General features: G+C 72.0%; 20 protein-coding genes and 1 tRNA gene. 13 read left to right on the top strand and 8 right to left on the bottom strand.

Translation table 11 applies throughout. The annotated features are described in order from the left end of the window. Positions 1 to 2: 2 nt before the first annotated feature. Genes ACFZBB_RS14585 through ACFZBB_RS14575 form a run of 3 tightly spaced genes read right to left on the bottom strand, consistent with a single transcriptional unit; the run spans position 3 to position 2,892 of the window. Positions 3 to 887, bottom strand: a complete 885-nt coding sequence (locus ACFZBB_RS14585) for a TrmH family RNA methyltransferase (protein ID WP_391121583.1) — start codon at positions 885 to 887, stop codon at positions 3 to 5. Positions 888 to 925: 38 nt separating this feature from the next. Further along, positions 926 to 2,230 carry an HTTM domain-containing protein gene (locus ACFZBB_RS14580; RefSeq protein ID WP_391121580.1) on the bottom strand — a complete coding sequence of 435 codons (1,305 nt, stop codon included), beginning with the start codon at positions 2,228 to 2,230 and terminating at the stop codon, positions 926 to 928. After that, entirely contained in the window at positions 2,227 to 2,892 is a 666-nt protein-coding gene (locus tag ACFZBB_RS14575; RefSeq protein WP_391121577.1) for a DUF5819 family protein, read from the bottom strand. The genes ACFZBB_RS14580 and ACFZBB_RS14575 overlap by 4 nt, the downstream gene beginning before the upstream one ends. A gap of 299 nt (positions 2,893 to 3,191) precedes the next feature. Here ACFZBB_RS14575 and paaA point away from each other — a divergent pair, with 299 nt between their 5' ends. The 6 genes from paaA to ACFZBB_RS14545 are packed head-to-tail and all read left to right on the top strand — an operon-like array spanning position 3,192 to position 8,085. Continuing rightward, the gene (gene paaA / locus ACFZBB_RS14570) at positions 3,192 to 4,175 is read left to right on the top strand and encodes a 1,2-phenylacetyl-CoA epoxidase subunit PaaA (RefSeq protein WP_391121574.1); all 984 of its coding nucleotides are present in this window, start codon (positions 3,192 to 3,194) and stop codon (positions 4,173 to 4,175) included. Then, positions 4,172 to 4,468, top strand: a complete 297-nt coding sequence (gene paaB, locus ACFZBB_RS14565) for a 1,2-phenylacetyl-CoA epoxidase subunit PaaB (RefSeq protein ID WP_188279883.1) — start codon at positions 4,172 to 4,174, stop codon at positions 4,466 to 4,468. Before paaA ends, paaB begins: the two co-directional genes overlap by 4 nt. Continuing rightward, the gene (gene paaC / locus ACFZBB_RS14560; protein ID WP_391121571.1) at positions 4,465 to 5,271 is read left to right on the top strand and encodes a 1,2-phenylacetyl-CoA epoxidase subunit PaaC; all 807 of its coding nucleotides are present in this window, start codon (positions 4,465 to 4,467) and stop codon (positions 5,269 to 5,271) included. Before paaB ends, paaC begins: the two co-directional genes overlap by 4 nt. Next, the gene (gene paaD / locus ACFZBB_RS14555) at positions 5,265 to 5,798 is read left to right on the top strand and encodes a 1,2-phenylacetyl-CoA epoxidase subunit PaaD (RefSeq protein ID WP_391121568.1); all 534 of its coding nucleotides are present in this window, start codon (positions 5,265 to 5,267) and stop codon (positions 5,796 to 5,798) included. Before paaC ends, paaD begins: the two co-directional genes overlap by 7 nt. Further along, positions 5,799 to 6,881 carry a 2Fe-2S iron-sulfur cluster-binding protein gene (locus ACFZBB_RS14550; RefSeq protein ID WP_391121565.1) on the top strand — a complete coding sequence of 361 codons (1,083 nt, stop codon included), beginning with the start codon at positions 5,799 to 5,801 and terminating at the stop codon, positions 6,879 to 6,881. Positions 6,882 to 6,930: 49 nt separating this feature from the next. Then, a complete protein-coding gene (locus ACFZBB_RS14545) occupies positions 6,931 to 8,085 on the top strand; it encodes an acyl-CoA dehydrogenase family protein (RefSeq protein ID WP_391121562.1) in 1,155 nt (384 codons plus the stop codon). A gap of 15 nt (positions 8,086 to 8,100) precedes the next feature. Here the strand turns inward: ACFZBB_RS14545 and ACFZBB_RS14540 are convergent, their stop codons facing one another. The 3 genes from ACFZBB_RS14540 to ACFZBB_RS14530 form a co-directional block, all read right to left on the bottom strand. Beyond that, positions 8,101 to 8,433: a rhodanese-like domain-containing protein gene (locus tag ACFZBB_RS14540; RefSeq protein ID WP_391121559.1), complete on the bottom strand. Its 333-nt coding sequence runs from the start codon at positions 8,431 to 8,433 to the stop codon at positions 8,101 to 8,103. A gap of 219 nt (positions 8,434 to 8,652) precedes the next feature. Further along, positions 8,653 to 9,477 carry a hypothetical protein gene (locus ACFZBB_RS14535; protein WP_391121556.1) on the bottom strand — a complete coding sequence of 275 codons (825 nt, stop codon included), beginning with the start codon at positions 9,475 to 9,477 and terminating at the stop codon, positions 8,653 to 8,655. Between the two features lie 213 nt (positions 9,478 to 9,690). Then, complete coding sequence (locus ACFZBB_RS14530; protein ID WP_391121553.1) at positions 9,691 to 11,139, bottom strand: DUF2252 family protein; 1,449 nt, start codon at positions 11,137 to 11,139, stop codon at positions 9,691 to 9,693. A gap of 149 nt (positions 11,140 to 11,288) precedes the next feature. Between ACFZBB_RS14530 and ACFZBB_RS14525 the strand changes: the two genes are divergently transcribed. Continuing rightward, positions 11,289 to 14,612, top strand: a complete 3,324-nt coding sequence (locus tag ACFZBB_RS14525) for a SpoIIE family protein phosphatase (RefSeq protein ID WP_391121549.1) — start codon at positions 11,289 to 11,291, stop codon at positions 14,610 to 14,612. A 51-nt stretch (positions 14,613 to 14,663) separates the two neighbouring features. Next, a complete protein-coding gene (locus ACFZBB_RS14520) occupies positions 14,664 to 15,104 on the top strand; it encodes a MarR family transcriptional regulator (protein WP_391121546.1) in 441 nt (146 codons plus the stop codon). Between the two features lie 175 nt (positions 15,105 to 15,279). Here the strand turns inward: ACFZBB_RS14520 and ACFZBB_RS14515 are convergent, their stop codons facing one another. Together ACFZBB_RS14515 and ACFZBB_RS14510 are read right to left on the bottom strand one after the other, a co-directional pair. Next, positions 15,280 to 15,855 carry a TerD family protein gene (locus ACFZBB_RS14515; RefSeq protein WP_391121543.1) on the bottom strand — a complete coding sequence of 192 codons (576 nt, stop codon included), beginning with the start codon at positions 15,853 to 15,855 and terminating at the stop codon, positions 15,280 to 15,282. Between the two features lie 296 nt (positions 15,856 to 16,151). Next, positions 16,152 to 16,235 (bottom strand) — tRNA-Leu (locus ACFZBB_RS14510). Positions 16,236 to 16,650: 415 nt separating this feature from the next. On the opposite strand from ACFZBB_RS14510, the gene ACFZBB_RS14505 reads away from it, so the two are divergent. The 5 genes from ACFZBB_RS14505 to ACFZBB_RS14485 all read left to right on the top strand — a co-directional run bounded on the left by ACFZBB_RS14505 (position 16,651) and on the right by ACFZBB_RS14485 (position 22,627). Next, positions 16,651 to 17,562: an FhaA domain-containing protein gene (locus ACFZBB_RS14505; protein WP_391121540.1), complete on the top strand. Its 912-nt coding sequence runs from the start codon at positions 16,651 to 16,653 to the stop codon at positions 17,560 to 17,562. Positions 17,563 to 17,572: 10 nt separating this feature from the next. After that, entirely contained in the window at positions 17,573 to 18,100 is a 528-nt protein-coding gene (locus ACFZBB_RS14500; RefSeq protein ID WP_355336703.1) for an FHA domain-containing protein, read from the top strand. Positions 18,101 to 18,157: 57 nt separating this feature from the next. Beyond that, on the top strand, positions 18,158 to 19,699 hold the full coding sequence (locus tag ACFZBB_RS14495) for a Stp1/IreP family PP2C-type Ser/Thr phosphatase (protein ID WP_391122264.1): 1,542 nt from the start codon (positions 18,158 to 18,160) through the stop codon (positions 19,697 to 19,699). A 79-nt stretch (positions 19,700 to 19,778) separates the two neighbouring features. Next, positions 19,779 to 21,164 carry an FtsW/RodA/SpoVE family cell cycle protein gene (locus ACFZBB_RS14490; protein ID WP_355336702.1) on the top strand — a complete coding sequence of 462 codons (1,386 nt, stop codon included), beginning with the start codon at positions 19,779 to 19,781 and terminating at the stop codon, positions 21,162 to 21,164. Then, complete coding sequence (locus ACFZBB_RS14485; RefSeq protein WP_355336701.1) at positions 21,161 to 22,627, top strand: penicillin-binding protein 2; 1,467 nt, start codon at positions 21,161 to 21,163, stop codon at positions 22,625 to 22,627. Before ACFZBB_RS14490 ends, ACFZBB_RS14485 begins: the two co-directional genes overlap by 4 nt. Positions 22,628 to 22,777 lie beyond the last annotated feature (150 nt).

The raw sequence follows: 22,777 nt of genomic DNA, 5'->3' as shown, positions 1-22,777 counted from the left end.
GTTCAGGGGCGGCCGGGTACCCGCGGCGAGCGGGACGTGGCCGCCCAGTGGAAGAGCGCCATGCCGACGCTGGTGGCCAGGTTGTAGCTGGAGACCTGCGGACGCATCGGCAGCGCGACCAACTCGGCGGCGCGTCCGCGCAGTTCGTCGGAGACTCCGTGCCGCTCCGAGCCGAAGACGATGAGCGCGTCGTCGGGGAGTTCGACGGAGCGGATGTCCTTGCCCTCCGGGTCGAGGACGTACAGCGGTCCCGGCGGCAGCGCGTCGGCGGCCGTACGTTCCACCGCGGTCGCGTAGTGCAGTCCGGCGCCCGCGCGCAGGGCGTTGGGGTGCCAGGGGTCGAGATCGCCGGTGCTGACCACGCCGGTGACGCCGAATCCGGCCGCCAGCCGGATCACCGCCCCGACGTTGCCGAGATTGCGCGGGCTGTCCAGGACGACGACCGGTGCCTGCCGGGGCCGTTCGGCCAGCAGCGCCAGATTGGCCGCCCGGTCGCGCCGGTCGGCGAGCGCGGCCACCGCGGTGGGGTGCACCCGCGTCACCAGCCCGCGCAGCGCCGCGGCGGGGATCTCGGTGACGCGCGCCGCCAACTCCTCGGCCAGGTCGGGGGCCAGCTCCGCCGCGAGGCGCAGCACGGCCGCCTTGTCGCTGCTGACCGCGGTGCGCACGCGGGCGCCGAAGCGCAGCGCGTGCTTGAGGGCGTGGAAGCCGTCGAGCAGCACCGCGTCCGGCGCGGCGGCCTGCCAGGCGAGGACGGCGGCCGAGGCGCTTGCGGTGGCCGCGTCGGCCCCGGTGGCCTGAGCGGCTTCGGTCGCCGGGTCGGCTCCGGTCGCCGGGTCGGGTTCGGCTGCGGCGCCGGGCCGGTGGGCGGCCTCGTCCTCGGTCATGGTCTCAGCGTACGGTGCGGCCCGCCTGCCCGATCACGTCATGTCACGGCGCTGGGCGGCGGTGGTCCCACGGCCGGTTCCCCCGGCTCGGCGGCCGCGTCGTCGGGGGCGGTGCGCTGTCCGTGGACCACCGGCCGCGGGCGCGCGGCCCCCGGCCGCAGGCGCCGTACGAGCCGGTCCCCGGCCCAGACCAGGAAGGCCGTCGGCAGGAACACCGCGTCGGCGGCGATCATCGCGAGGGAGAAGAAGGGCAGGCCGAGCACGAGGGCGATCGAGGCGTGCTCCAGCATCATCGCGACCAGCAGCACGTTCTTCACCCGGCGGTTGAACAGGGTGAAGGGGAAGGCGACCTGGACGATGACCGTGCCGTAGGTGATGAGCATGACCATCAGCTCATTGCCCGCCAGGGCGTGCGACAGGGCGGGCCAGGGAGTGAAGTCGTCCAGATGGAGCGGGTAGTAGAGCGCGGTGCCGTCCTGCCAGCGGCTGCCCTGGATCTTGTACCAGCCCGCGGTGGAGTAGATCAGGCAGACCTCGGCGACGATCACGAGCATCGCGCCGTTGTGGATGACATTGGCGATGATGTCGAGCACGGTGCGCGGCTCGCCGGGCGCGACCCGCCGCACCGCCCACCACAGCGCCTGGGCCAGCCAGAACAGCCAGAACAGCACCGCCCATTCGGTGCTGAGCTTGCCGAACAGCGTCGCCGCCACGAGCGCGAAGCCGAACACCGCCCACAGGGCGACGCCGACCGGATCGGCGCCCGGCTCCGCGTCGGACGCGGAAGCGGCCGGCGGTCCGGCACCCGCCTCGGCCGCCTCTTCGCGGGCCGCGCGGCGCCGGTCGAGCGACCAGACCTGGCCGCAGCGGGTGAAGACGAGGTAGATCGCCATCAGGTGGATGACGTTGTCGCCGCCGTCGCCCTCGAAGACGCTGCGGTTCTGGAGGGACAGCACGCCGATCATGAAGAACACCGACGCGGTACGGGTCCGCCAGCCCAGGAGCAGCATCGCGCTGGCGACGATCGCGAAAGCGTAGACGCACTCGAACCAGGCGCGGCCGTCGTTCCACAGCAGCACGGTGAAGGCGTGGTTCCCGGCGACCAGCCGCTTGGCGAGGTCCCAGCTCCAGGGCGCGTCGGGACCGTACAGCTCGGCACGGTGCGGGAATTCGCGCAGCAGGAACAGCAGCCAGGTCAGCGAGAAGCCGATCCGGATGATCGCGCTCTGGTACGGGCCGACGGCCCGGCCGGTGATGGCGTTGATCCCCCGCGCGACGGCGCGGTCGAGTCCTTTGCCGAGTCCGGCGAACGGCGAGGGGACGAAGGAGTCGCGCGCGCTCACGATGCGTTCTCCTGACCGGCAGGGGCGGTGGTGACCGGCCACCAGGGCAGTTCCCGGTAGTAGGGCTGGGTGCTGGTCTGCTGCCCGTTGCCCGACGGCGGCGGGACCGCGGTGGTGGCGGAACGTGCCTGCACGCGGACGACGTCACCGCCGTTGAGCCGCGGGCCGAAACGCTCCTGCAAAATCCGCTGGAGATACGTACGGCTCATGTCGCTGCGGTCGCCGCCGGTGGGCTGCTCCTTGTCGTCATGGGTGTCGGTGTAGAAGCTCCAGGCGCGGCGCAGCTCGTTCTGCTGGGTGTGGCTGGGGGCGGGGTTGTGCCGCATCGCGGCGACGTCCATCGCGGTGAGGTCGACCCAGCCGGTGGTGGAGAGGCCGCCGTCGGGCTTGCGGACCTCGGCGCGGGCCTGCACATGGATGTTCTGTTGCAGCGGGTCGGGCGCGAACAGCTTCCAGTTCTGCTCGAACTCCGGATAGATGTAGTCGTCGACCGCCGCGCCGTGCTCCCTGCTGAGCGTGTTCGAGGGCGCGACGTGCAGGAACACCATGCCGAGGTGGTACAGCGCGCCCACGACGACCGCGCCGATCGCCAGGGCGACGGCTATGCGGGCGGGCGTGGACAGCGCCGCGGTCCGGGGCGGCGGCCCCTCGAATGACTCCATCGTCTCTCCGCTCTCACCCGTGCCGGGCACGCACGCCTGCCGGGCAGCACGCTACCCACCGCAGGTCCCGGCGGGGACCATACCGAGTTATCCACAGGCGTGGGAGGTGGCCTTGACACCCTTCGGCCCGCCACCGACCATGGAATGAACCGAACGATCGGTCGGTCGGTTGAGGAGTCGGCCGGTCGGTCGTCCGATGGAGCCGGCGACGGTGACGGGACGGGTGGCCGAGCCCGCGCCGAAGCCCGAGTGGCACGCCTGATGGCACCGATGACGGTGATGACGAAGGAGGGGTCCGCATGACGACGACGGCAGAGCCGACGGCGACCGCAGGAGAGGCGGTGGCGGCAGGGCAGGACGCCTTCCTGGCCGCGTTCGACGCCGCGGTGGCCGAGGACGCCAGGATCGAGCCGCGCGACTGGATGCCGGACGCCTACCGCGCCACCCTCGTCCGCCAGATGGCCCAGCACGCGCACTCCGAAATCATCGGGATGCAGCCGGAGGCCAACTGGATCAGCCGCGCGCCCTCGCTGCGCCGCAAGGCGATTCTGATGGCCAAGGTGCAGGACGAGGCCGGGCACGGGCTTTATCTGTACAGCGCCGCGGAAACCCTCGGGGTCAGCCGCGAGGAGCTGCTCGACAAGCTGCACGCGGGCCGCCAGCGCTACTCCTCGATCTTCAACTACCCCACCCTGAGCTGGGCGGACGTCGGCGCCATCGGCTGGCTGGTGGACGGCGCCGCGATCACCAACCAGGTGCCGCTGTGCCGCTGCTCCTACGGTCCGTACGCCCGCGCGATGGTGCGGATCTGCAAGGAGGAGTCCTTCCACCAGCGGCAGGGCTACGAGCTGCTGCTGACGCTCAGCCGCGGCACCCCGGCGCAGCACGCGATGGCGCAGGACGCGGTGGACCGCTGGTGGTGGCCCTCCCTGATGATGTTCGGCCCGCCCGACGACGAGTCCGCGCACTCCGCCCAGTCCATGGCCTGGAAGATCAAGCGGCACTCCAACGACGAGCTGCGGCAGCGCTTCGTGGACATCTGCGTCCCGCAGGCCGAGGTGCTGGGGCTCACCCTCCCCGACCCCGAGCTGCGGTGGAACGAGTCGCGGGGCGGCTACGACTACGGGGCGATCGACTGGACGGAGTTCCAGGAGGTGCTGCGCGGCAACGGGCCGTGCAATGAGGAGCGGATCGACCGGCGCCGCGCCGCACACGACAACGGCGCCTGGGTCCGGGAGGCGGCCACCGCATACGCGGCCAAGCACGGGGAGGCACGGGCATGACCGAGCAGACAGGCGGCGACTGGCCGCTGTGGGAGGTCTTCGTCCGCAGCCGCCGCGGCCTGAGCCACAGCCACGCGGGCAGCCTGCACGCGCCTGACGCGGAGATGGCGCTGCGCAACGCGCGGGATCTCTACACCCGGCGGGCCGAGGGCGTCTCGATCTGGGTGGTGCCGTCGTCCGCGGTCACCGCCTCCTCCCCCGACGAGAAGGACCCGTTCTTCGAGTCGGCCTCCGACAAGCCGTACCGGCACCCGACGTTCTACGAGATCCCGGAAGGGGTGAAGCACCTGTGAACACGGCACCGAACCCCGCACCGGGCCCGGCCACAGCTACGGCATCGGCCACGACCACGGCATCGGCATCGGCCACCGCGGCGCGCCCCGCACGGGCCTCCGCCCCCGCCGCGCTCGCGCTGGGCGACGACGCGCTCGTGCTCGCCCAGCGGCTGGGGGAGTGGGCGGGGAACGCGCCGGTCCTTGAGGAGGACGTCGCCCTCACCAATATCGCGCTCGACCTGCTGGGGCAGGCCCGCACCCTGCTCTCGCTGGTCGGCGACGAGGACGAGCTGGCGTTCGGCCGCGAGGAGCACGAATTCCGCAATGTGCAGCTCGTGGAGCGGCCCAACGGGGACTTCGCCGAGACGATCGTCCGGCAGCTCTTCTTCTCCGTCCACCAGGAACTGCTGTTCACCGCCCTGGCGGCCGGGGACGGCGAGCTGGCGCCGCTGGCCGCGAAAGCGGTGAAGGAGGTCGCCTACCACCGCGACCACGCCGAGCACTGGACGCTGCGGCTCGGCGACGGCACCGAGGAGAGTCACCGGCGCACGCAGCGCGCGGTGGACGGCCTGTGGCGCTACACCGGGGAGCTGTTCGAACCGCTCGACGGGCTCGGCGCCGACCTTCCGGCGCTGCGCGAGCCTTGGCTGGAGCGCGTCACCGACATCCTGCACCGGGCCACGCTGGAGATACCCCAGGGCGTCGACCGGACGCCGTGGTCGGCGGGGGCCGGACGGCAGGGTGTGCACACCGAGGCGTTCGGCCGGATGCTCGCCGAGATGCAGCACCTGCACCGCGCTCACCCGGGTGCGTCGTGGTGACCGGGAGCGCGCCCGCCGCCGAGGCGACGAGCGCGCTGGAGAAGGAGCTGCTGCGGCTGGCCGGAGCGGTGCCGGATCCCGAGCTGCCGGTGATCTCGCTGGCCGAACTGGGGGTGCTGCGCGACCTGCGGGTCACCGGGCCCGGCCGGGTCGAGGTCGAGCTGACGCCGACGTGGACGGGCTGCCCGGCCCTGGACACGATGGCCACCGACATCACCGAGGTGCTGACCGAGCACGGCATGTCGGACGTCGAGGTGCGCACCGTGCTCTCCCCCGCCTGGTCGACCGACGCGATCAGCGCGGAGGGCCGCCGCAAGCTCGCCGAGCACGGTGTGGCGCCGCCGCGCCCGCTGGCCGGCGCGCGACCGGCGGGCGACGGACCCGTCGCCGTGGAGCTGACCGTGCGCTGCCCGCACTGCGGCTCCACCGACACCCGACTGCTCAGCCCGTTCTCGTCCACCGCCTGCAAGGCGCTGCGCCGCTGCGAGTCCTGCCGCGAGCCCTTCGACCACTTCAAGGAGCTGTGAATGTTCCATTCGCTCCGGGTGACGGAGGTCAGCCCGCTCACGGACGACTCGGTGACCATCGCCTTCGAGGTCCCCGAGGAGCTGCGCGCGGAATACCGGTACGCGCCGGGGCAGCACATAGCGATCCGCCGGTTCGCCGACGGGCTGGAGATCCGCCGCACGTACTCGCTGTGCGACCCGGTGCTGCCCGAGGAGGGTTGCGGGAACGACGGCGTGGAGACCGGGCCGCGGACGCTGCGGGTGGGGGTGCGGCTGGTCGAGCAGGGGGAGTTCTCCACCTACGCGCTCAAGGAGCTGGCCGCGGGCGATGTGCTGGAGGTGATGACGCCCGCGGGGCGGTTCGTGCTGGAGCCGAGGCCGGGGCGGTTCGCCGCGGTGGTCGGCGGCAGCGGCATCACACCGGTGCTGTCGCAGATCGGCACCGCGCTGGCGCGTGAGCCGGGGGCGAGTTTCTGCCTGGTGCGCAGCGACCGTACGGCGGCGTCCACGATGTTCCTCGAGGAGGTCGCGGACCTCAAGGACCGCTGGCCCGACCGCTTCCACCTGGTGTCCGCGCTGTCCCGCGAGGAGCAGCAGGCGGGGCTGCCGTCGGGGCGGCTGGACGCGGAGCGGCTGACGGCGCTGCTCCCGGCGCTGATGCCGGTGGCGGCGGTGGACGGCTGGTATCTGTGCGGCCCGCTGGGACTGGTCGGCGCGGCCGAGCGGGCGCTGCGCACGCTGGGTGTCCCCCGGTCCCGCGTCCACCAGGAGATCTTCCACGTGGACGAGGTACCGGCGGCCGTCACCGCGGCCGAGCCGATACCCGGCGGCGGCACCGTACGGGCGACGCTCGACGGCCGTGGCGGTCAATGGCCGTCCCTGGCAGGGGAGTCGGTGTTGGAAACGGTGCTGCGCAACCGGTCGGACGCCCCGTACGCCTGCAAGGGCGGGGTCTGCGGGACCTGCCGGACGCGGCTGGTCAGCGGCGAGGTGCGGATGGACCGGAACTACGCGCTGGAGCCCGAGGAGACGGAGGCCGGATATGTGCTGGCCTGTCAGTCGCACCCGGTGACTTCCGTCGTCGAGGTGGACTTCGACGCCTGACCGCCCTAATCTGACGCATCGTCAGAATTGGTGGCGGGAGGAGCGGATCGTGGACTTCGGCTTCACCGAGGAGCAATTGGCGGCGGTCGAGGCGGCGAAGTCCGTCTTCTCCGGGGTGGCGGTGGACGGGGTGCCCAGCCCCGCGCTGACCCCCGGCGCGGTCGCCGAGGACTTCGACCGCGCGCTGTGGCGCAAGCTCGCCGACGGCGACCTGCTGAGCCTGACGCTGGACGAGGCGTACGGCGGGGCGGGGCTCGATCCCATCGCGCTCTGCCTCGTACTGCGCGAGGCGGGGCGGGTGCTGGCGCGGGTCCCGCTGCTGGAGAGCTGCGCCGGGGCGCTCGCCGTCCAGCGCTACGGCTCCGCGCCCCTGCGCGAACGGCTGCTGGCGGCGGCCGGTCGCGGCGAGACCGTCCTCACCGTCGCCGCCAACGGCCGCAGCGGGCACGACGGGGCCGAACTCGCCGTCCAGGCACAGCGGGCGGACGTCGGCGGCACCGACGGCGGCGGCTTCGTCCTCGACGGGGTGCAGACCGGGGTGCCGTGGGCGCAGAGCTGTGACCTGGTGCTGGTGCCCGCGCACACGGCGGACGGCGCGGCGGTGGTGGCCGTCGTTCCCCTGGCCGCGGACGGGGTGGCGCTTGCGGAGCAGGTCTCCACCAGCGGCGAGCGGTTCGCCGAGGTCACGCTGGACGGTGTGCGGGTGCCCGCGACGGATGTGCTGGACGCGGACGGCGCCTGGGAGTGGCTGCGGCAGGCGCTGACCGTCGGCACGTGCGCGCTGGCGCTCGGGCTGGGGGAGGCGGTGCTGGGGATGACCAGTGCGTACGCCTCGAAGCGGCAGCAGTTCGGGTATCCGATCGCCACGTTCCAGGCGGTCGCGGTGCAGTCCGCCGACCGTTACATCGACTTGCGGGCGATGGAGGCCACCTTGTGGCAGGCGGGCTGGCGGCTCAGCACCTCGGCGCCCGGACCTCTGCCGGTCGCGGGTGATGTGGCGGTGGCGAAGATCTGGGCGGCCGAGGGCGTCCGCAGGGTCGTACAGACCGCGCAGCACCTGCACGGCGGATTCGGCGCGGACACCGACTATCCGCTGCACCGGTACCACGCGTGGGCCAAGCAGTGGGAGCTGGCGCTGGGCCCGGCCGCGGCCCACGAGGAGGCGTTGGGCGACCTGATCGCCGCCCATCCGCTGACCACGTGACCCCTGCGGGGCCGCTTACAGGACGAAGCCGTCGCTGCCGCTGCCGTCCACCACCGGGCGGCCGGCGGCCTCCCAGTCGAGCATGCCGCCGCTGACGTTCACCGCGTCCACGCCCTGGGCGATCAGGTACTGCGCGACCTGGGCGGAGCGACCGCCGACGCGGCACACCACGTGCACCCGGCCGCCGTCCGGCACCTCACCGATCCGCGAGACGACCTCGCTCATCGGGATGTGCACGGCGCCCTCGGCGTGACCGGCCGCCCATTCCTCGTTCTCCCGCACGTCCAGCAGGATCGCGTCGGCCGGTACGGCGGCGGCATCCACCGCGGGCAGCTCAGAGCGGAACATCGGACGCGGCCTCCTGGGCACGAAATCGCGGCCCGCGAAACCGCGGCCCGCTCACCTTGGCTCACCAGATCACTGGCTGACCCGAAAAAACCTACCTCAGCCCCCAACCACCCCCCGCCCCGCCCGATTCCCCCGGGGTCCCCCGGCGCCCGCACCGGGCCCGGGCCCGCAAGAGGCGTCCGGGCGGAAGCTCGGGTCGTGCGAGCGGGCCGCGGGGCGCTATTCGGGGTCGCGGACCAGTTCCGCCAGGCGGGCCTCGCGTTGGGCGACCTGGGTCAGGAGCTGTTCGGCGATCTCGTTGAGGAGGGCGTCGGGATCGTCCGGGGAGAGCTTCATCATCTGGCCGATGGCGCTCTCGTCCAGCTCGACGGCGATGGCGGCGAGCTTCTCCTTGCGTTCGGCCAGCCACTCCAGCCGGGCGTAGAGGACCTCGGCCTCGCTCGGCAGCTCTTCGTCCGCGACGGGACCCGCGTCCCACTCCGCGGACAGGGCGCGCAGCGTGTCCTCGTCGGCGTAGGCGTACGCCTCGTTGACGCGCGCGATGAAGACGCTGCGGCGCTCCTTCTCCTTCTCGTCCTGGGCGAGGTCGGGGTGCGCCTTGCGGGCCAGCTCGCGGTAGAGGCGCTGCGCCTCCTTGCCGGGGCGGACGCGGCGCGGCGGGTTCGGGTCGTCGACCGGCCGTACCCCGTCCGTGCCGAGCAGCCCGCCGAACAGCTCCTCGACGCCCGGCATCGGCATCACCAGCGCCCTGGCCTCCCAGGCACGCTCGATGTCCTCCCGCTCACCGCTGTGGGCGGCGACGGCCTCCGCGACCAGCGCGTCCAGCTCGTCCAGCCGCGCGTACATCGGGCCGAGCCGCTGGTGGTGCAGCCGGGAGAAGTTCTCCACCTCGACCCGGAAGGTCTCGACCGCGATCTCGAATTCGATCAACGCCTGCTCAGCCGCGCGTACCGCCTTCGCCAGCCGATCCTGCGAGCCGGGCTCGGAGGGTCCGGCGAAGGTGGCGGAAGAGGCGGAGGACTCGGTTCCTGAGCTGTTCGTCACTCGGACAGCCTAGGCCCTGCACGGTCGATCTTCGCGGGGCCGCGGGGCGCGGGAGCGCCCGCCCGCACGGATCACGCCACGGCGCCCCGCCCACCTGCACCGACCCGCGCGCCCGCCCCCGTACGGGCTCGCGCCGCCCCGCCCGGACACCGCCCGGACAACCCGGACGCCCCAGGCAACCCGGTTCCCCGGACACCCCGGCCGGGGAACCCCCTACACCCCCAGCTCCGCCGGCAGCCGCCCCGACCGGACCGCCGCCAGCAGCTCCGCGTGGTCCGCCTCCGTACGGTCCGCGTAGCCGGCGGCGAAGTCCGCGACGGCCTCGTCCAGCGCCTCGCCCTTGCCGCAGTAGCCCGCGATCAGCCGTGGGTCGGCGCTGTGGGCGTGCGCCCTGGCCAGCAGGGCGCCGGTCATCCGCCCGTAGTCGTCGAGCAGGCCCGGCTCCAGCCCGGCGGGATCGACGCTGCCCTTGCGGTTCCTGAACTGCCGCACCTGGTACGGCACCGCGTCCACGTCCGTCCACCCCAGCAGGAAGTCGCTGACCACCTGCATACGTTTCTGGCCCAGCACCACCCTGCGGCCCTCGTGCCCCACCGGATCGGCCGGAAATCCGGCCTTGGCCACGTACGGCAGCAGCGCCGACGCCCTGGCCTCCTTGATCTGGAGCACCAGCGGCTCCCCCAGGTGATCGAGGAGCAGCACCACGTACGAGCGGGTGCCGACGCTTCCGGTGCCGACGACGCGGAAGGCCACGTCGTGGACGGCGTAACGGGCGAGCAGCGGCAGCCGGTCCTCGCCGACCGTCCGCAGATAGCCGTCCAGGGCGCCCGCCACCGCCGCCGCCTCGCGGTCCGCGACCCGGCGCAGCACGGGCGGCGCGTCGGTGAAGCGCCGCCCGCCGCCGTCCACGGCCGCCGTGGCCTTCGCCGCGAATCTGGCGCTGGTGTTGCCCATGGCCTTCGCCGAGACCCGCTCGATCGTGCCGAGCAGGTCGCGGGCGTCGGCGTGGGTGACCAGTTCCTCGTCGGCGATGGCGTTCCACGCGTCGAGCACGGGCAGCTTCGCCAGCAGCCGCATGGTCCGCCGGTACGCGCCCACCGCGCCGTACGCCGCCGCCCGGCACACGTCCTCGGCCGCGCCCGCCTCCCGCCCGGCCAGCACCAGCGAGGCCGCGAGCCGCTTGACGTCCCACTCCCAGGGGCCGACGACGGTCTCGTCGAAGTCGTTGATGTCCATGACGAGACGGCCGCGGGCGTCGCCGTAGAGGCCGAAGTTCGCGGCGTGCGCGTCACCGCAGATCTGCGCGCCGACACCGGTCACGGGGCTGTCGGCGAGGTCGGCGGCCATCAGCCCGGCGGACCCGCGCAGGAAGGCGAAGGGGCTCGCCGCCATACGGCCGACACGCAGCGGTATCAGCTCGGGTATCCGGCCGGCGTTGGAGTCGTGGACGGCCCGGAGCGCGGCCGAGGTCCGGGGCGCGGCCGCCGCGAGCGCACCGGCCACCGCAGGGACGACATCCGCCGTGTCGCGCCACATGCCGGAGGGCGGCCGGCCGTGCGCGGCGCGCGGCACCTTCTCCCGCAGCGCCTTCCCCGCCCGCTTCGGCGACGCCCCGTGCGGCCATCGCGCGAATCCCGCCACATGCGGCACTCTCGAATCCATCGGTCACCCTCCCCACCGCCCACGTCAACGGACGGACGCCAAATCCCCACCGCTGGGGGTAATCCAGCCAATAGGTCGACCCCGCACAGGGTTTCGTGCTTGCCTTGACGTCAGGACCCTACTCAGCGCCGAACCGCAGGTGCACGACGTTGGACGAGATCACCCGGCAGCCCGCAGCCAGCGACGCAGAACACCGGACGGACCGCTCCGCCCGCTACGAACAGCGCGAACAGCAGGACCTCCACGACCAACCGGAGCATCCGGAACCCCGGGCCGACGAGTCGGCACAGGCAGACCGGCCGCGCCAGGGCACCGAGCGGCACCCACGGCGCGACCCCCCTGTCTCCGACCACCCGCCGACCGGTGGCAGCGACACCAGCAGCCGTACGGAGGACATCGATACGGACAGGGCCGGTACGGAGCACGCCGGTACGGACAGCGTCCGTACGAGCATCGACGCGCCCCACAGCGCAGGTCACGACAGCGCGGGTCCCCACACGCGAGAGTCCAACGGCCAAGGTCCCCATGCCCACGGCCCCACCACCCAAGCCCCCGGCGGCCGGAGCACCAACGGCCGGAGCCCCCTCGGCGACGGCCTCACCGGCGTGGCCGCCCTGCTGCGCCTCGCCGTCCTCTGCGTCGACCCCGACGGCCGGATCTCGTACTGGAACCGCGGGGCGGAGGAGCTGTTCGGGCACCGCTGGGATTACGTCTTCGGCCACCGGGCCTCGGGGCTGCTGACGCCCGCCCGGTCCGCCGCGGGCGTCGCGCGCACCTCGTCCTCGCCGCACCAGGACACCCTCGACCTGCTGGACGACCTCACGCATCCCGCGTGGGCGGGCGCGCTCGCGGCCACCGACCGGGACGGCGCGCTGAAGGACGTCCTGTGGTGGACGTACCGCGTCGCCGAGCCGGGCGGACTCAGCCTGCTGGCCATCGCGGCGCACGCGAAGCCGCTGCGCACGGGCGGCCTGCGGATCGCGCTCGGCGGTCGCCTGCTCCCCTACACCGCGGAAGGCCCGCAGCGTCAGGACATCTCGGTGGCCGCCGTCCTGGGCAGCGTCGCCGACCCGGCGCAGGCGCTGGCCCTCGCGGCCCGGCTGGGCACCGTACTGCCCGGCGTCAGCGCGGGACGGCTCGACCGGCTCGTCCGGCAGATCGCGCCGCTCGGTCCCCCGGCGCTCGAAGTGGACGGCGGCACACGGCTCCCGGTCACCCCGCACGACTACGCCCGCATCGCTGCCGCCGCCCGCGCCGACCAGCAGGGCCCGTCCCTGCGCAGGGAGTTGCTGCCCGGCCCGCGCCCCGGAGCGGAGCACGGCCCCGGCCCCGGCCCCGGCCCCGGCCCCGGCCCCGGCCCCGATCAGACTCCCGGACAGACTCCCGGACACGCCGCCGCGTACGGCCCCGGCCACGACCCCGAGTACGTCCACGGGGCGAGCGGCGGCGCGGAGGCCACCCCCGCAGGCGACCGTTCCAGCGCCTCGGCGCTGACCGCCGTGCCCTTCGCCTCCCTCACCTCCCTGACCTCCGACCTCGGCCCCAACGGCTCGGCGGACGCCCTCACCGGCCAACAGCCGCTGTTCCCGACCGAGTTCACACCTGGTCTCGCCCCCGGCTTCGCGCCCGGCCTCGCCCCGGTCCTCAGCGGCCCGCCGTCCGTCCAGCCGCTCGGCACGCCACCGGGCCAGGTTCCCTTCGGCCAACCGCCCTTCGGCCAGGCCCCGTTCGGACACGAACCCGGCGGCCCCGCGTCCGGCGCCCACCCGCTCGGCGGCCACGTACTCGGCCGCCCCTACGGCTCCCACCTGCCGGGCACCGCGCTGGACGAGCAGTTGGCGCTGCTGCGCGAGACCGGCGCGGTGGTCGGCTCCACGCTCGACCTCCAGACCACCGCCCGCGAGCTGTGCGCGGTGACCGTGCCGCGCTTCGCGGACTTCGCGGCCGTCCTGATCGTGGACCAGCTCTTCTCCGACTCCGAGCCGCCCAAGGACGACCGCCCGGCCGCCACCGTGCTCGTCCGGCGCGTCGCCATCGCCCACGACGGACCGCCCGGACCATGGGAAACGGCCCTGCCGGAGGGCGAGTTGCTCTCGCTCGCCGTCGACGGGATCGTGCCCCGGCTCGGCGACCACGTCCTCGTCCCCGTCGTGGACTCCTCGGTCGCACCCGACATAGCGCTCGACCTCGGCGTGCCCGCGCTCGGCCCGCTGCTGCCCGGACACTCGATGATCGTGGCGCCGCTCACCGCGCGCGGCACCGTACTGGGCCGGGTCTGCTTCCTGCGCGGCCCCGGCCGCCGCCCGTTCGACGCGCGGGACGCCGCCACGGCCACCGAGGTCGTCGCGCGCGGCGCCGTCCACATCGACAACGCCCGCCTGCACCGCCAGGAATCGCGTGCCGCCGCCACGCTGCAACGCTCGATGATGCCCACCCGGCCGCCACGGATTCCCGGTGTCCGGATCGCGCACCACTACATGCCGGGCGACCGGCAGGCCCAGGTCGGCGGCGACTGGTTCGACGCCATCCAACTGCCCGGCGGGCGCGTGGCGTTGATCGTCGGCGACGTGATGGGCCACGGCCTTCAGGCCGCGGCCGTGATGGGCCAGTTCCGTACGGCGGTCATCACCATGGCCGCCCTGGACCTGCCGCCCGCCCAGTTGCTGCGGCACCTGGACAACCTCGCGCACCGGCTCGGCACCGAACACCTCGCCACCTGCGTCTACGCCGTCTACGACCCGATCCACCGCAGCCTCACGCTCGCCAACGCCGGTCACATCCCACCGGTCCTGGTCGGATACGACGGGCGCGGCGAGCTGCTGGAGATCCCCGGCGGCGCGCCGATCGGCGTCGGCGGGGTGCCGTTCGAGACGGTGGAGATCCCCGTGCCCGACGGCAGTTGGCTGGTGCTGTGCACGGACGGCCTCGTCGAGGTGCGCGGCCAGGGCATAGACGCGGGGCTCGCCGCGCTGTGCGCCACCGTCATCGAGCCGGAGCAGACCCCCGAGGACGTCTGCGCGCAGATCCTCGCGCGCCTGCACTCGGAGGACCGCAGGGACGATGTGGCGCTGCTCGTCGCCCGGTTCGAGGGCATCGCGTCGCAGGACGTGGCCGAGTGGACGCTGCGGCTCGACCACGCCGAGGTCGCCACCGCCCGCGACCTGACCCGCCGCCAGCTCGCCGTGTGGGGCCTCGAACGCCTCAGCGACACCACGGAGTTGCTGGTCAGCGAGCTGGTCACCAACGCGATCCGGGCCGCCTCGTACGAGGTCGAGCTACGGCTGATGCGGGTCGGGAAGCTGCTGGTCGAGGTCAGCGACGACAACCACAATCTGCCCCAGTTGCAACGCGCGGACGCCGACGACGAGCAGGGGCGCGGGCTGGCGCTGGTGTCGAATCTGTCGCGGCGCTGGGGCACCAGCAGGAAGGCGGTCGGGAAGGTCGTCTGGTTCGAACTTCCGTTGCCCGCTTGATACCGTTGCGTCCCACAACGGCGCAGGTGGAGACGGGATGGAGTGGCCGCGATGTCCGCACGGGAGGCGTCCGTGGAGAGCATCCAGCGGGAGCTGACCGCCTTCGCGCGCCGGGCGCGTGCCACGGCCGCGCGCATGCACCCCGAGCTGTCGCTGGTGTCGTTCACCATCCTCGCGCACCTGGAGGAGCAGCAGGGCTGCCGGGCGACGGACCTCGCCGCGCACTATCTGCTCGACAAGTCCACGGTCAGCCGCCAGGTGGCCGCGCTGGAACGGCTCGGGTACATCGAGCGCCGGGTGGACGCCACCGACCACCGCGTGCAGGTACTGCACCTCGCGCAGCACGGGATCGAGACGCTGGCCGCGGCGCGGGTCAGCCGCAAGGAGATCTTCCAGGAGCGGCTGGCCGCCTGGGACCCGGAGGATCTGGCGCGCTTCGCCGAGTATCTGGTCCGCTACAACGCGGACGCGGCGGCGCACCCGCTGCCGTAACCCGCAGGCGGGCCCGTCATACAAGGGCCCGTAAAGCACGGGCTCGTCACGCGCAGGCTTGTAAGCACGGGCGCTCCAAGCGAAAACGGCCCCGCCCGCGACCTGCACGGTCGCGGGCGGGGCCGCTACGAGCCCGACTCTACGTCAAGCGCCGCGTCGGAACGACGGCGTTACGTCAGAGGTTGACGCCGAAGTCCTGGGCGATACCGCGCAGGCCGGAGGCGTAGCCCTGGCCGACGGCCCGGAACTTCCACTCGGCGCCGTTGCGGTACAGCTCGCCGAAGACCATCGCGGTCTCCGTGGAGGCGTCCTCGGTGAGGTCGTAGCGGGCGATCTCGGTGCCGCCGGCCTGGTTGACGACGCGGATGAACGCGTTGCGCACCTGACCGAAGCTCTGCTGACGGCTCTCGCCCTCGTAGATCGAGACCGGGAAGACGATCTTGTCGACCTCGGCGGGCACGGTGGCCAGGTTGACCTTGACCGCCTCGTCGTCGCCCTCGCCCTCACCGGTGAGGTTGTCACCGGTGTGCTCGACGGAGCCGTCCGGGCTCTTGAGATTGTTGAAGAAGATGAAGTGCTTGTCCGACAGGACCTTGCCCGTGGCGTCGAGCAGCAGCGCGCTCGCGTCCAGGTCGAAGTCCGAACCGGTGGTCGTGCGCACGTCCCAGCCCAGGCCGACAGTGACCGCCGTGAGTCCGGGGGCCTCCTTGGTCAGTGAGACATTGCCGCCCTTGGAGAGGCTGACACCCATGGTGTATCTCCCTGCTCAATCCGGCGCGGGCCGCGCCACTTGACGATTCCTTTGCCCAATGACTCCAACGCACACCACCCTGCACCGGTTCCCGTCCCGATGCCACCGTTCGCCGCCGTTCGATCCCCCCGGCCTTCAGTACGTCACCGTGATGCGCCGCGCGGGGCCGTCCACCGTGAGATCCGCCGGGGGGAAGGTGACCTGCCGGCCGGAGGCGGCCTGTCGGGGAATGAGAAACGGACCCCCGGCCGCGACTTTCGTCACTTCCGGAGGCCCGTTTCGTCGGTACCTCTTTGTGCGCGAGGGGGGAGTTGAACCCCCACGCCCTTTCGGGCACTGGAACCTGAATCCAGCGCGTCTGCCTATTCCGCCACCCGCGCATGGGTGTTGCCGTTTGATTCTCACACACGGTCCGGACTGGTGGGTCCGGGTGGTGTGGGAGGGCCTCCCGACATGCAGAAGATTAGCACGAGGTCCGGGGTGGAATCACATGCGTTCGGGCGGCCCGGGGAGTGCCGGGGGCCGGGCGGGGGCAGGTGGGAGAAGGACCCGGGGCCGGTGCGGGACACTGGGAGGGACAGGGCGGCGGTGAACGACGGCGAACCGGGCACCATGGACAGAACGCGCATCTACCATCCCAGTGGGAGACGGCGGAGGAGGCGCGGGCGGTGTGAGGGTTGACACTGCCCGGTCCAGGGGATTCGGGGAACCACAGGTTTTTCCCGCGCGTGGATACGATCAGTAAGCAGTATCGGAAATCGTTGGGCCGGAAGGTCGCGAGGAGGGAGGTGCCCCGTGGGAGTACTGAAGCGCTTTGAGCAGCGCCTGGAGGGCCTGGTGAACGGCACCTTCGCCAAAGTGTTCAAGAGCGAGGTGCAGCCCGTCGAGATCGCGGGCGCGCTCCAGCGCGAGTGCGACAACAACGCCACGATCTGGAACCGTGACCGCACCGTCGTCCCCAACGACTTCATCGTGGAGCTCAGCTCCGGCGACTTCGAGCGGCTGAGCCCGTACGCGGTGCAGCTCGGCGACGAGCTGGCCGGAATGGTCCGCGACTACGCCAAGCAGCAGCGCTACACCTTCATGGGCACCATCAAGGTGCACCTGGAGCGGGCCGACGACCTGGACACCGGGCTCTACCGGGTGCGCAGCCGCACGCTGGCCTCCAGCGAGTCGCAGCACCAGGGCGGCACACCGCAGGCCGCCCACCAGGCCCCGGCCGCCCCCTCGTACCAGCAGAGCCCGCAGCACCAGCCGCCGGCGCCGCAGCGTCCGACGTACGCGCAGCCCGGCGCACCGCAGCGGCCCTCGGGCCCGCCGCCGATGCCCGCGGCCCCGCCCCCCGGCGGCGGCGGCGCCCGGCACGGTGTGGCGCCCGTCACGCGGCTGCCCGGCACCGGCGCTCCCGCGGGGGCCCCCGGCGCGGCCACCCGCCGCTGGATCGAGATCAACGGCAACCGCCACCAGATCTCCCGCTCGACGCTCGTTCTCGGCCGTTCCACCGAGGCCGACGTGCGGGTGGACGACCCGGGCGTATCGCGCAAACACTGCGAGATCCGGGTCGGAACGCCGTCCGTGGTCCAGGACCTCGGGTCGACAAACGGCATTGTGGTGGACGGACAGCACACCACGCGCGCTACGCTCCGCGACGGCTCCCGCATTGTCGTGGGGAGCACCACCATCGTGTACAGGCAAGCCGAAGGGTGAAGCGGGGGCAATGTCAGAGCTGACCCTGACGGTCATGCGGTTGGGTTTCCTCGCCGTTCTGTGGCTGTTCGTGATCGTCGCGGTGCAGGTCATCCGCAGCGACCTCTTCGGTACCCGGGTGACCCAGCGAGCGGCGCGCCGCGGGGACGGCCAGTCGCGCCCTCCGCAGCAGCGCCAGCAGCAGGCCGCCGCCGCGCAGGCCCAGCCGCGGCAGCAGCCGCAGAACAACCGCCAGCGCCGCGGCGCCCCCACCAAACTGGTGGTCGCCGAGGGCTCGCTCGCGGGGACGACGGTCGCGTTGCAGGGCCAGACGATCACCCTCGGCCGGGCACATGACTCGACGATTGTGCTCGACGACGACTACGCGTCCAGTCGGCATGCCAGGATCTACCCGGACCGCGACGGCCAGTGGATCGTCGAGGACCTCGGATCCACGAACGGCACCTATCTGGACCGGAACCGGCTGACCACGCCGACCCCTGTCCCGCTGGGTGCGCCGATCCGCATCGGCAAGACCGTCATCGAGCTGCGGAAGTAGTCGCACTATGGGCGAGCGGAGCCACGACGCGCGAGCGAGAGGGTGGGCAGCGTGCGGATGTACCCGGAGCCGACGGGGGAGGTGCGCATGTCTTTGAGCCTGCGTTTCGCCGCCGGTTCGCACAAGGGCATGATCCGCGAGGGGAACGAGGACTCCGGCTACGCCGGTCCGCGTCTGCTCGCGATTGCCGACGGCATGGGCGGACAGGCCGCCGGTGAGGTCGCCTCGTCCGAGGTGATCTCCACCATCGTCACGCTCGACGACGACATCCCCGGCTCCGACATCCTCACCTCGCTCGGCACCGCCGTGCAGCGGGCCAATGACCAACTGCTGCACATGGTCCAGGAGGACCCGCAGCTCGAAGGCATGGGCACCACGCTGACCGCGCTGCTGTGGACGGGCCAGCGGCTCGGCCTGGTGCACGTCGGCGACTCCCGCGCGTATCTCCTCCGGGACGGCGTCCTCACCCAGATCACCCAGGACCACACCTGGGTGCAGCGGCTGGTCGACGAGGGCCGGATCACCGAGGAGGAGGCCACCACCCACCCGCAGCGCTCCCTGCTGATGCGCGCCCTGGGCAGTGGCGAACACGTCGAGCCCGACCTGTCGATCCGCGAGGTGCGGGTCGGCGACCGGTATCTGATCTGCTCCGACGGCCTGTCCGGCGTCGTCAGCCACCAGACGCTGGAGGACACCCTCGCCGGGTACCAGGCGCCGCACGAGACCGTGCAGGAGCTGATCCAGCTCGCGCTGCGCGGCGGCGGACCCGACAACATCACCTGCATCGTCGCGGACGTGCTGGACACCGACGACGGCGACACGCTGGCGGCGCAGCTCAACGACACCCCGGTGGTCGTCGGCGCGGTCGCCGAGACCCAGCTCCCGCTGAGCGACCCGCGGCACCTCCAGACCCCGGCGGGACGCGCCTCCGAGCTCGGCCGTACGCCCCCGCCGCAGCAGCAGGGCCCCGCGGGCTCCTTCGGCCCGCCCGGCAGCGGCGACCCCGGCGCGGCCGGCGCCGCGCCGCTGGGCACCTTCGGGTCGTACGACGACGACGACGGCCAGACAAAGGCCGCCAAGACCCGTAAGTGGCCCAAGCGCACGGCGATCACCGTCATCGTGCTCGCCGTCATCGCCGGCGGTCTGTACGGCGGTTACGCGTGGACGCAGACGCAGTACTACGTCGGCGCCAAGGGCAACCACGTCGCCGTGTACCAGGGCATCGACCAGAAGCTGGCCTGGATCAAGCTGTCGAAGGTCCACAAGGACCGCCCCGACATCGAACTCAAGTACCTACCGGCCTACCAGCAGAAGCAGGTCCAGGACACCATCGCGCTCAGCAGCCTCGGCCAGGCCAACGACAAGGCCGACGAGCTGGCGACGCAGGCCGGTGTCTGCAAGAAGGTCGCGACGGCCAAGACCCTCGCCGACCAGGCCAAGGCGGCGGCGAAGGCCGCCGAGGACAAGATGCCCGCAGCGGGCACCACCGGCACGCCGGGTACGAAGAAGAGCAGCGCCACCCCGACTGCGGACCCCACGCCGCCGCTGACGCCCGACGAGAAGAAGCTGGCCCAGCAGTGCGGTACGAGCCAGCAGTAGCGGCTGGTCGCGCACCGGAAACCCCCCGGGGACCGGCGAGCGCGCCGGCGGCGGGACCAGCAGGAGGAGTCGGCTCGTCATGAGCGCCAGCAACACCACCACCATCACGTCGATCGGCGCGCCCAACCGTCGCAACACCGAACTGGCGCTGCTGGTCTTCGCGGTGCTCATCCCGGTCTTCGCCTACGCCAACGTCGGGCTCGCCAAGAACGACTCGGTCCCGGCGGGGCTGCTCAGCTACGGCCTCGGCCTCGGCCTGCTCGCGGGGATCGCGCACCTGCTGGTCCGTAAATTCGCGCCGTACGCCGACCCGCTGATGCTGCCGATCGCCACGCTGCTCAACGGCCTCGGCCTGGTGCTGATCTGGCGGCTCGACCAGGAGCCGTCGCTGGGCAAGGCCATGGCGCCCAACCAGCTCATGTGGTCCACGCTCGGAGTGGCGCTCTTCGTCGGCGTCCTGGTCTTCCTCAAGGACCACCGCATCCTCCAGCGGTACACGTACATCTCGATGATGGTGGCGCTGGCCCTGCTGGTCGCGCCGATCTTCTTCCCCGGGGTGAACGGCGCGAAGATCTGGATCACGCTGCCGGGCATCGGCTCGCTCCAGCCCGGTGAGTTCGCGAAGATCGTCATCACCGTCTTCTTCGCCGGATACCTGATGGTCAAGCGGGACGCGCTGGCGCTGGCCAGCCGCCGCTTCATGGGCCTGTACCTGCCGCGTGGCCGCGACCTCGGCCCGATCCTGGTGATCTGGGGCATCAGCCTGCTGATCCTGGTCTTCGAGACCGACCTCGGCACCTCGCTGCTCTTCTTCGGCCTGTTCGTGATCATGCTGTACGTCGCCACCGAGCGGACCAGCTGGATCGTCTTCGGCCTGCTGCTCAGCGCGGGCGGCGCGGTCGTCGTCTCCTCGATCGAGCCGCACGTCAAGGAGCGCGTCCACAACTGGCTGCACCCGCTGCAACTGGCGTCCAACGGCGGTGTCACCGAGACCGCGCAGACGATGTACGCGTTCGGCTCCGGCGGCATCTTCGGCTCGGGGCTCGGCCAGGGCTACTCCCGGCTGATCGGCGGCATCGCCCCGAAGAGCGACTACATCCTCGCCACCGTCGGCGAGGAGCTGGGCCTGGCGGGCCTGATGGCCGTCCTGCTGCTGTACGCCCTGCTGATCGAGCGCGGTGTGCGGACTGCCCTCGCGGCCCGCGACCCGTTCGGCAAGCTGCTGGCGATCGGCCTGTCGGGCGCCTTCGCGCTCCAGGTCTTCGTGGTCGCGGGCGGCGTCACCGGGCTCATCCCGCTGACCGGCATGACCATGCCGTTCCTGGCACAGGGCGGCTCCTCGGTGATCGCCAACTGGGCGCTGGTCGCGATCCTGCTGCGGATCAGCGACACCGCCCGCCGTCCGGCCCCGAGCCCGGCCCCCTCCCCCGATGCCGAACCGACCCAGGTGGTGCGCACCCAGTGAACAAGCCTCTCCGACGGGTCGCGGTCTTCTGCGGCCTGCTCGTCCTCGCCCTTCTGCTGCGCGTGAACTACGTGCAGTTCGTCCAGGCCGACCAGCTCTCCAACGACGTGCACAACCGCCGGGTCGCCATCAACCAGTACGCGCAGCCGCGCGGTGACATCATCGTCGACGGCGGCAAGGCGATCACCGGTCACACCGAGACCACGGGCAGCGACTTCAAGTTCAAGCGGACCTACGTCGACGGCCCGATGTGGGCGCCGGTCACCGGCCACGCCTCGCAGGCGTTCGGCACCACCTTCCTCGAAGGCGTCGAGGACAAGTTCCTCACCGGCAACGACGACCGGCTGTTCTTCAACCGCACCATCGACCTGCTGACCGGCAAGGAGAAGCAGGGCGGCAACGTCGTCACGACACTGAACGCCAAGGCGCAGAAGGCCGCGTTCCAGGGCCTGGGGAACAAGAAGGGCGCGGTCGTCGCGCTCGACCCCGGCACCGGCGCGATCCTGGCCATGGCGAGCACCCCGTCGTACGACCCGTCGACCATCGCGGGCAACTCCAAGACCGACGAGAAGAACTGGGTCGCGCTCGACAAGAAGAACGACCCCGACGACCCGACGCAGAACCGCGCGCTGCGCCAGACGTACCCGCCGGGTTCGACGTTCAAGCTGGTGACGGCCGCCGCGGCGCTGGAGAACGGCGCGGTGACCGACATCAACGCGAAGACCGACACCCCGCTGCCCTACATCCTTCCCGGCACCACGACCCCGCTGAAGAACGAGGGCAACATCCCCTGCAAGGAAGCGTCGCTGATCGACGCGCTGAGGGTTTCGTGCAACACCGTCTTCGGCCACCTGGGCGCGGACAAGGTGGGTCTCCAGGCGATGGTCGACGAGGCGGAGAAGTTCGGCTTCAACAAGGAGCAGTTCGTCCCGGTCCGCGCGAACGCCAGCAACTTCGACACCAAGATGACCAAGGACCAGGTCGCGCTCTCCTCCATCGGCCAGTTCGACACCGCGGCCACTCCGCTCCAGATGGCGATGGTCGCCTCGGCCATCGCCAACAACGGCAAGCTGATGAAGCCGTACATGGTCGACAAGCTGGTGGCGCCGAATCTGAGCACCATCTCGCAGACCAACCCGAGCGAGATGTCGCAGCCGCTGTCGCCGGAGAACGCGCAGAAGCTCCAGACGATGATGGAGACGGTGGTCAACTCCGGCACCGGCACCAACGCCAAGATCTCCGGCGTCAAGGTCGGCGGCAAGACCGGCACCGCGCAGAACGGCATCAACAACGAGGGCACGCCGTACGCCTGGTTCGTCTCGTACGCGATGACCGACCAGGGGTCGCCGGTCGCCGTCGCGGTCGTCGTCGAGGACGGTGCGGCCAACCACGACGACGTCAGCGGTGGCGGTCTGGCCGCGCCGATCGCCAAGAAGGTCATGGAGGCCGTCCTCAACAAGTGAGGGCCGACCACCCGGAACGGCCCGGTCCCAGGCCCGGTCCCAGGCCCGGCGTCGAACCCGGTGTCAGGCCCGGTCTCGGCGCCGGAAACGGTCCGGCCACCGCCCCCGGGACCGGCGCACGTACCGGACAGGTACCGGTCGGGTATCGGC

The organism is Streptomyces sp. NPDC008139 (genome assembly GCF_042957025.1).
GTDB lineage: Bacteria > Actinomycetota > Actinomycetes > Streptomycetales > Streptomycetaceae > Actinacidiphila.
Note: the sequence above shows the minus strand (reverse complement) of the source record. Positions and strands in the feature narration are given on the sequence as shown.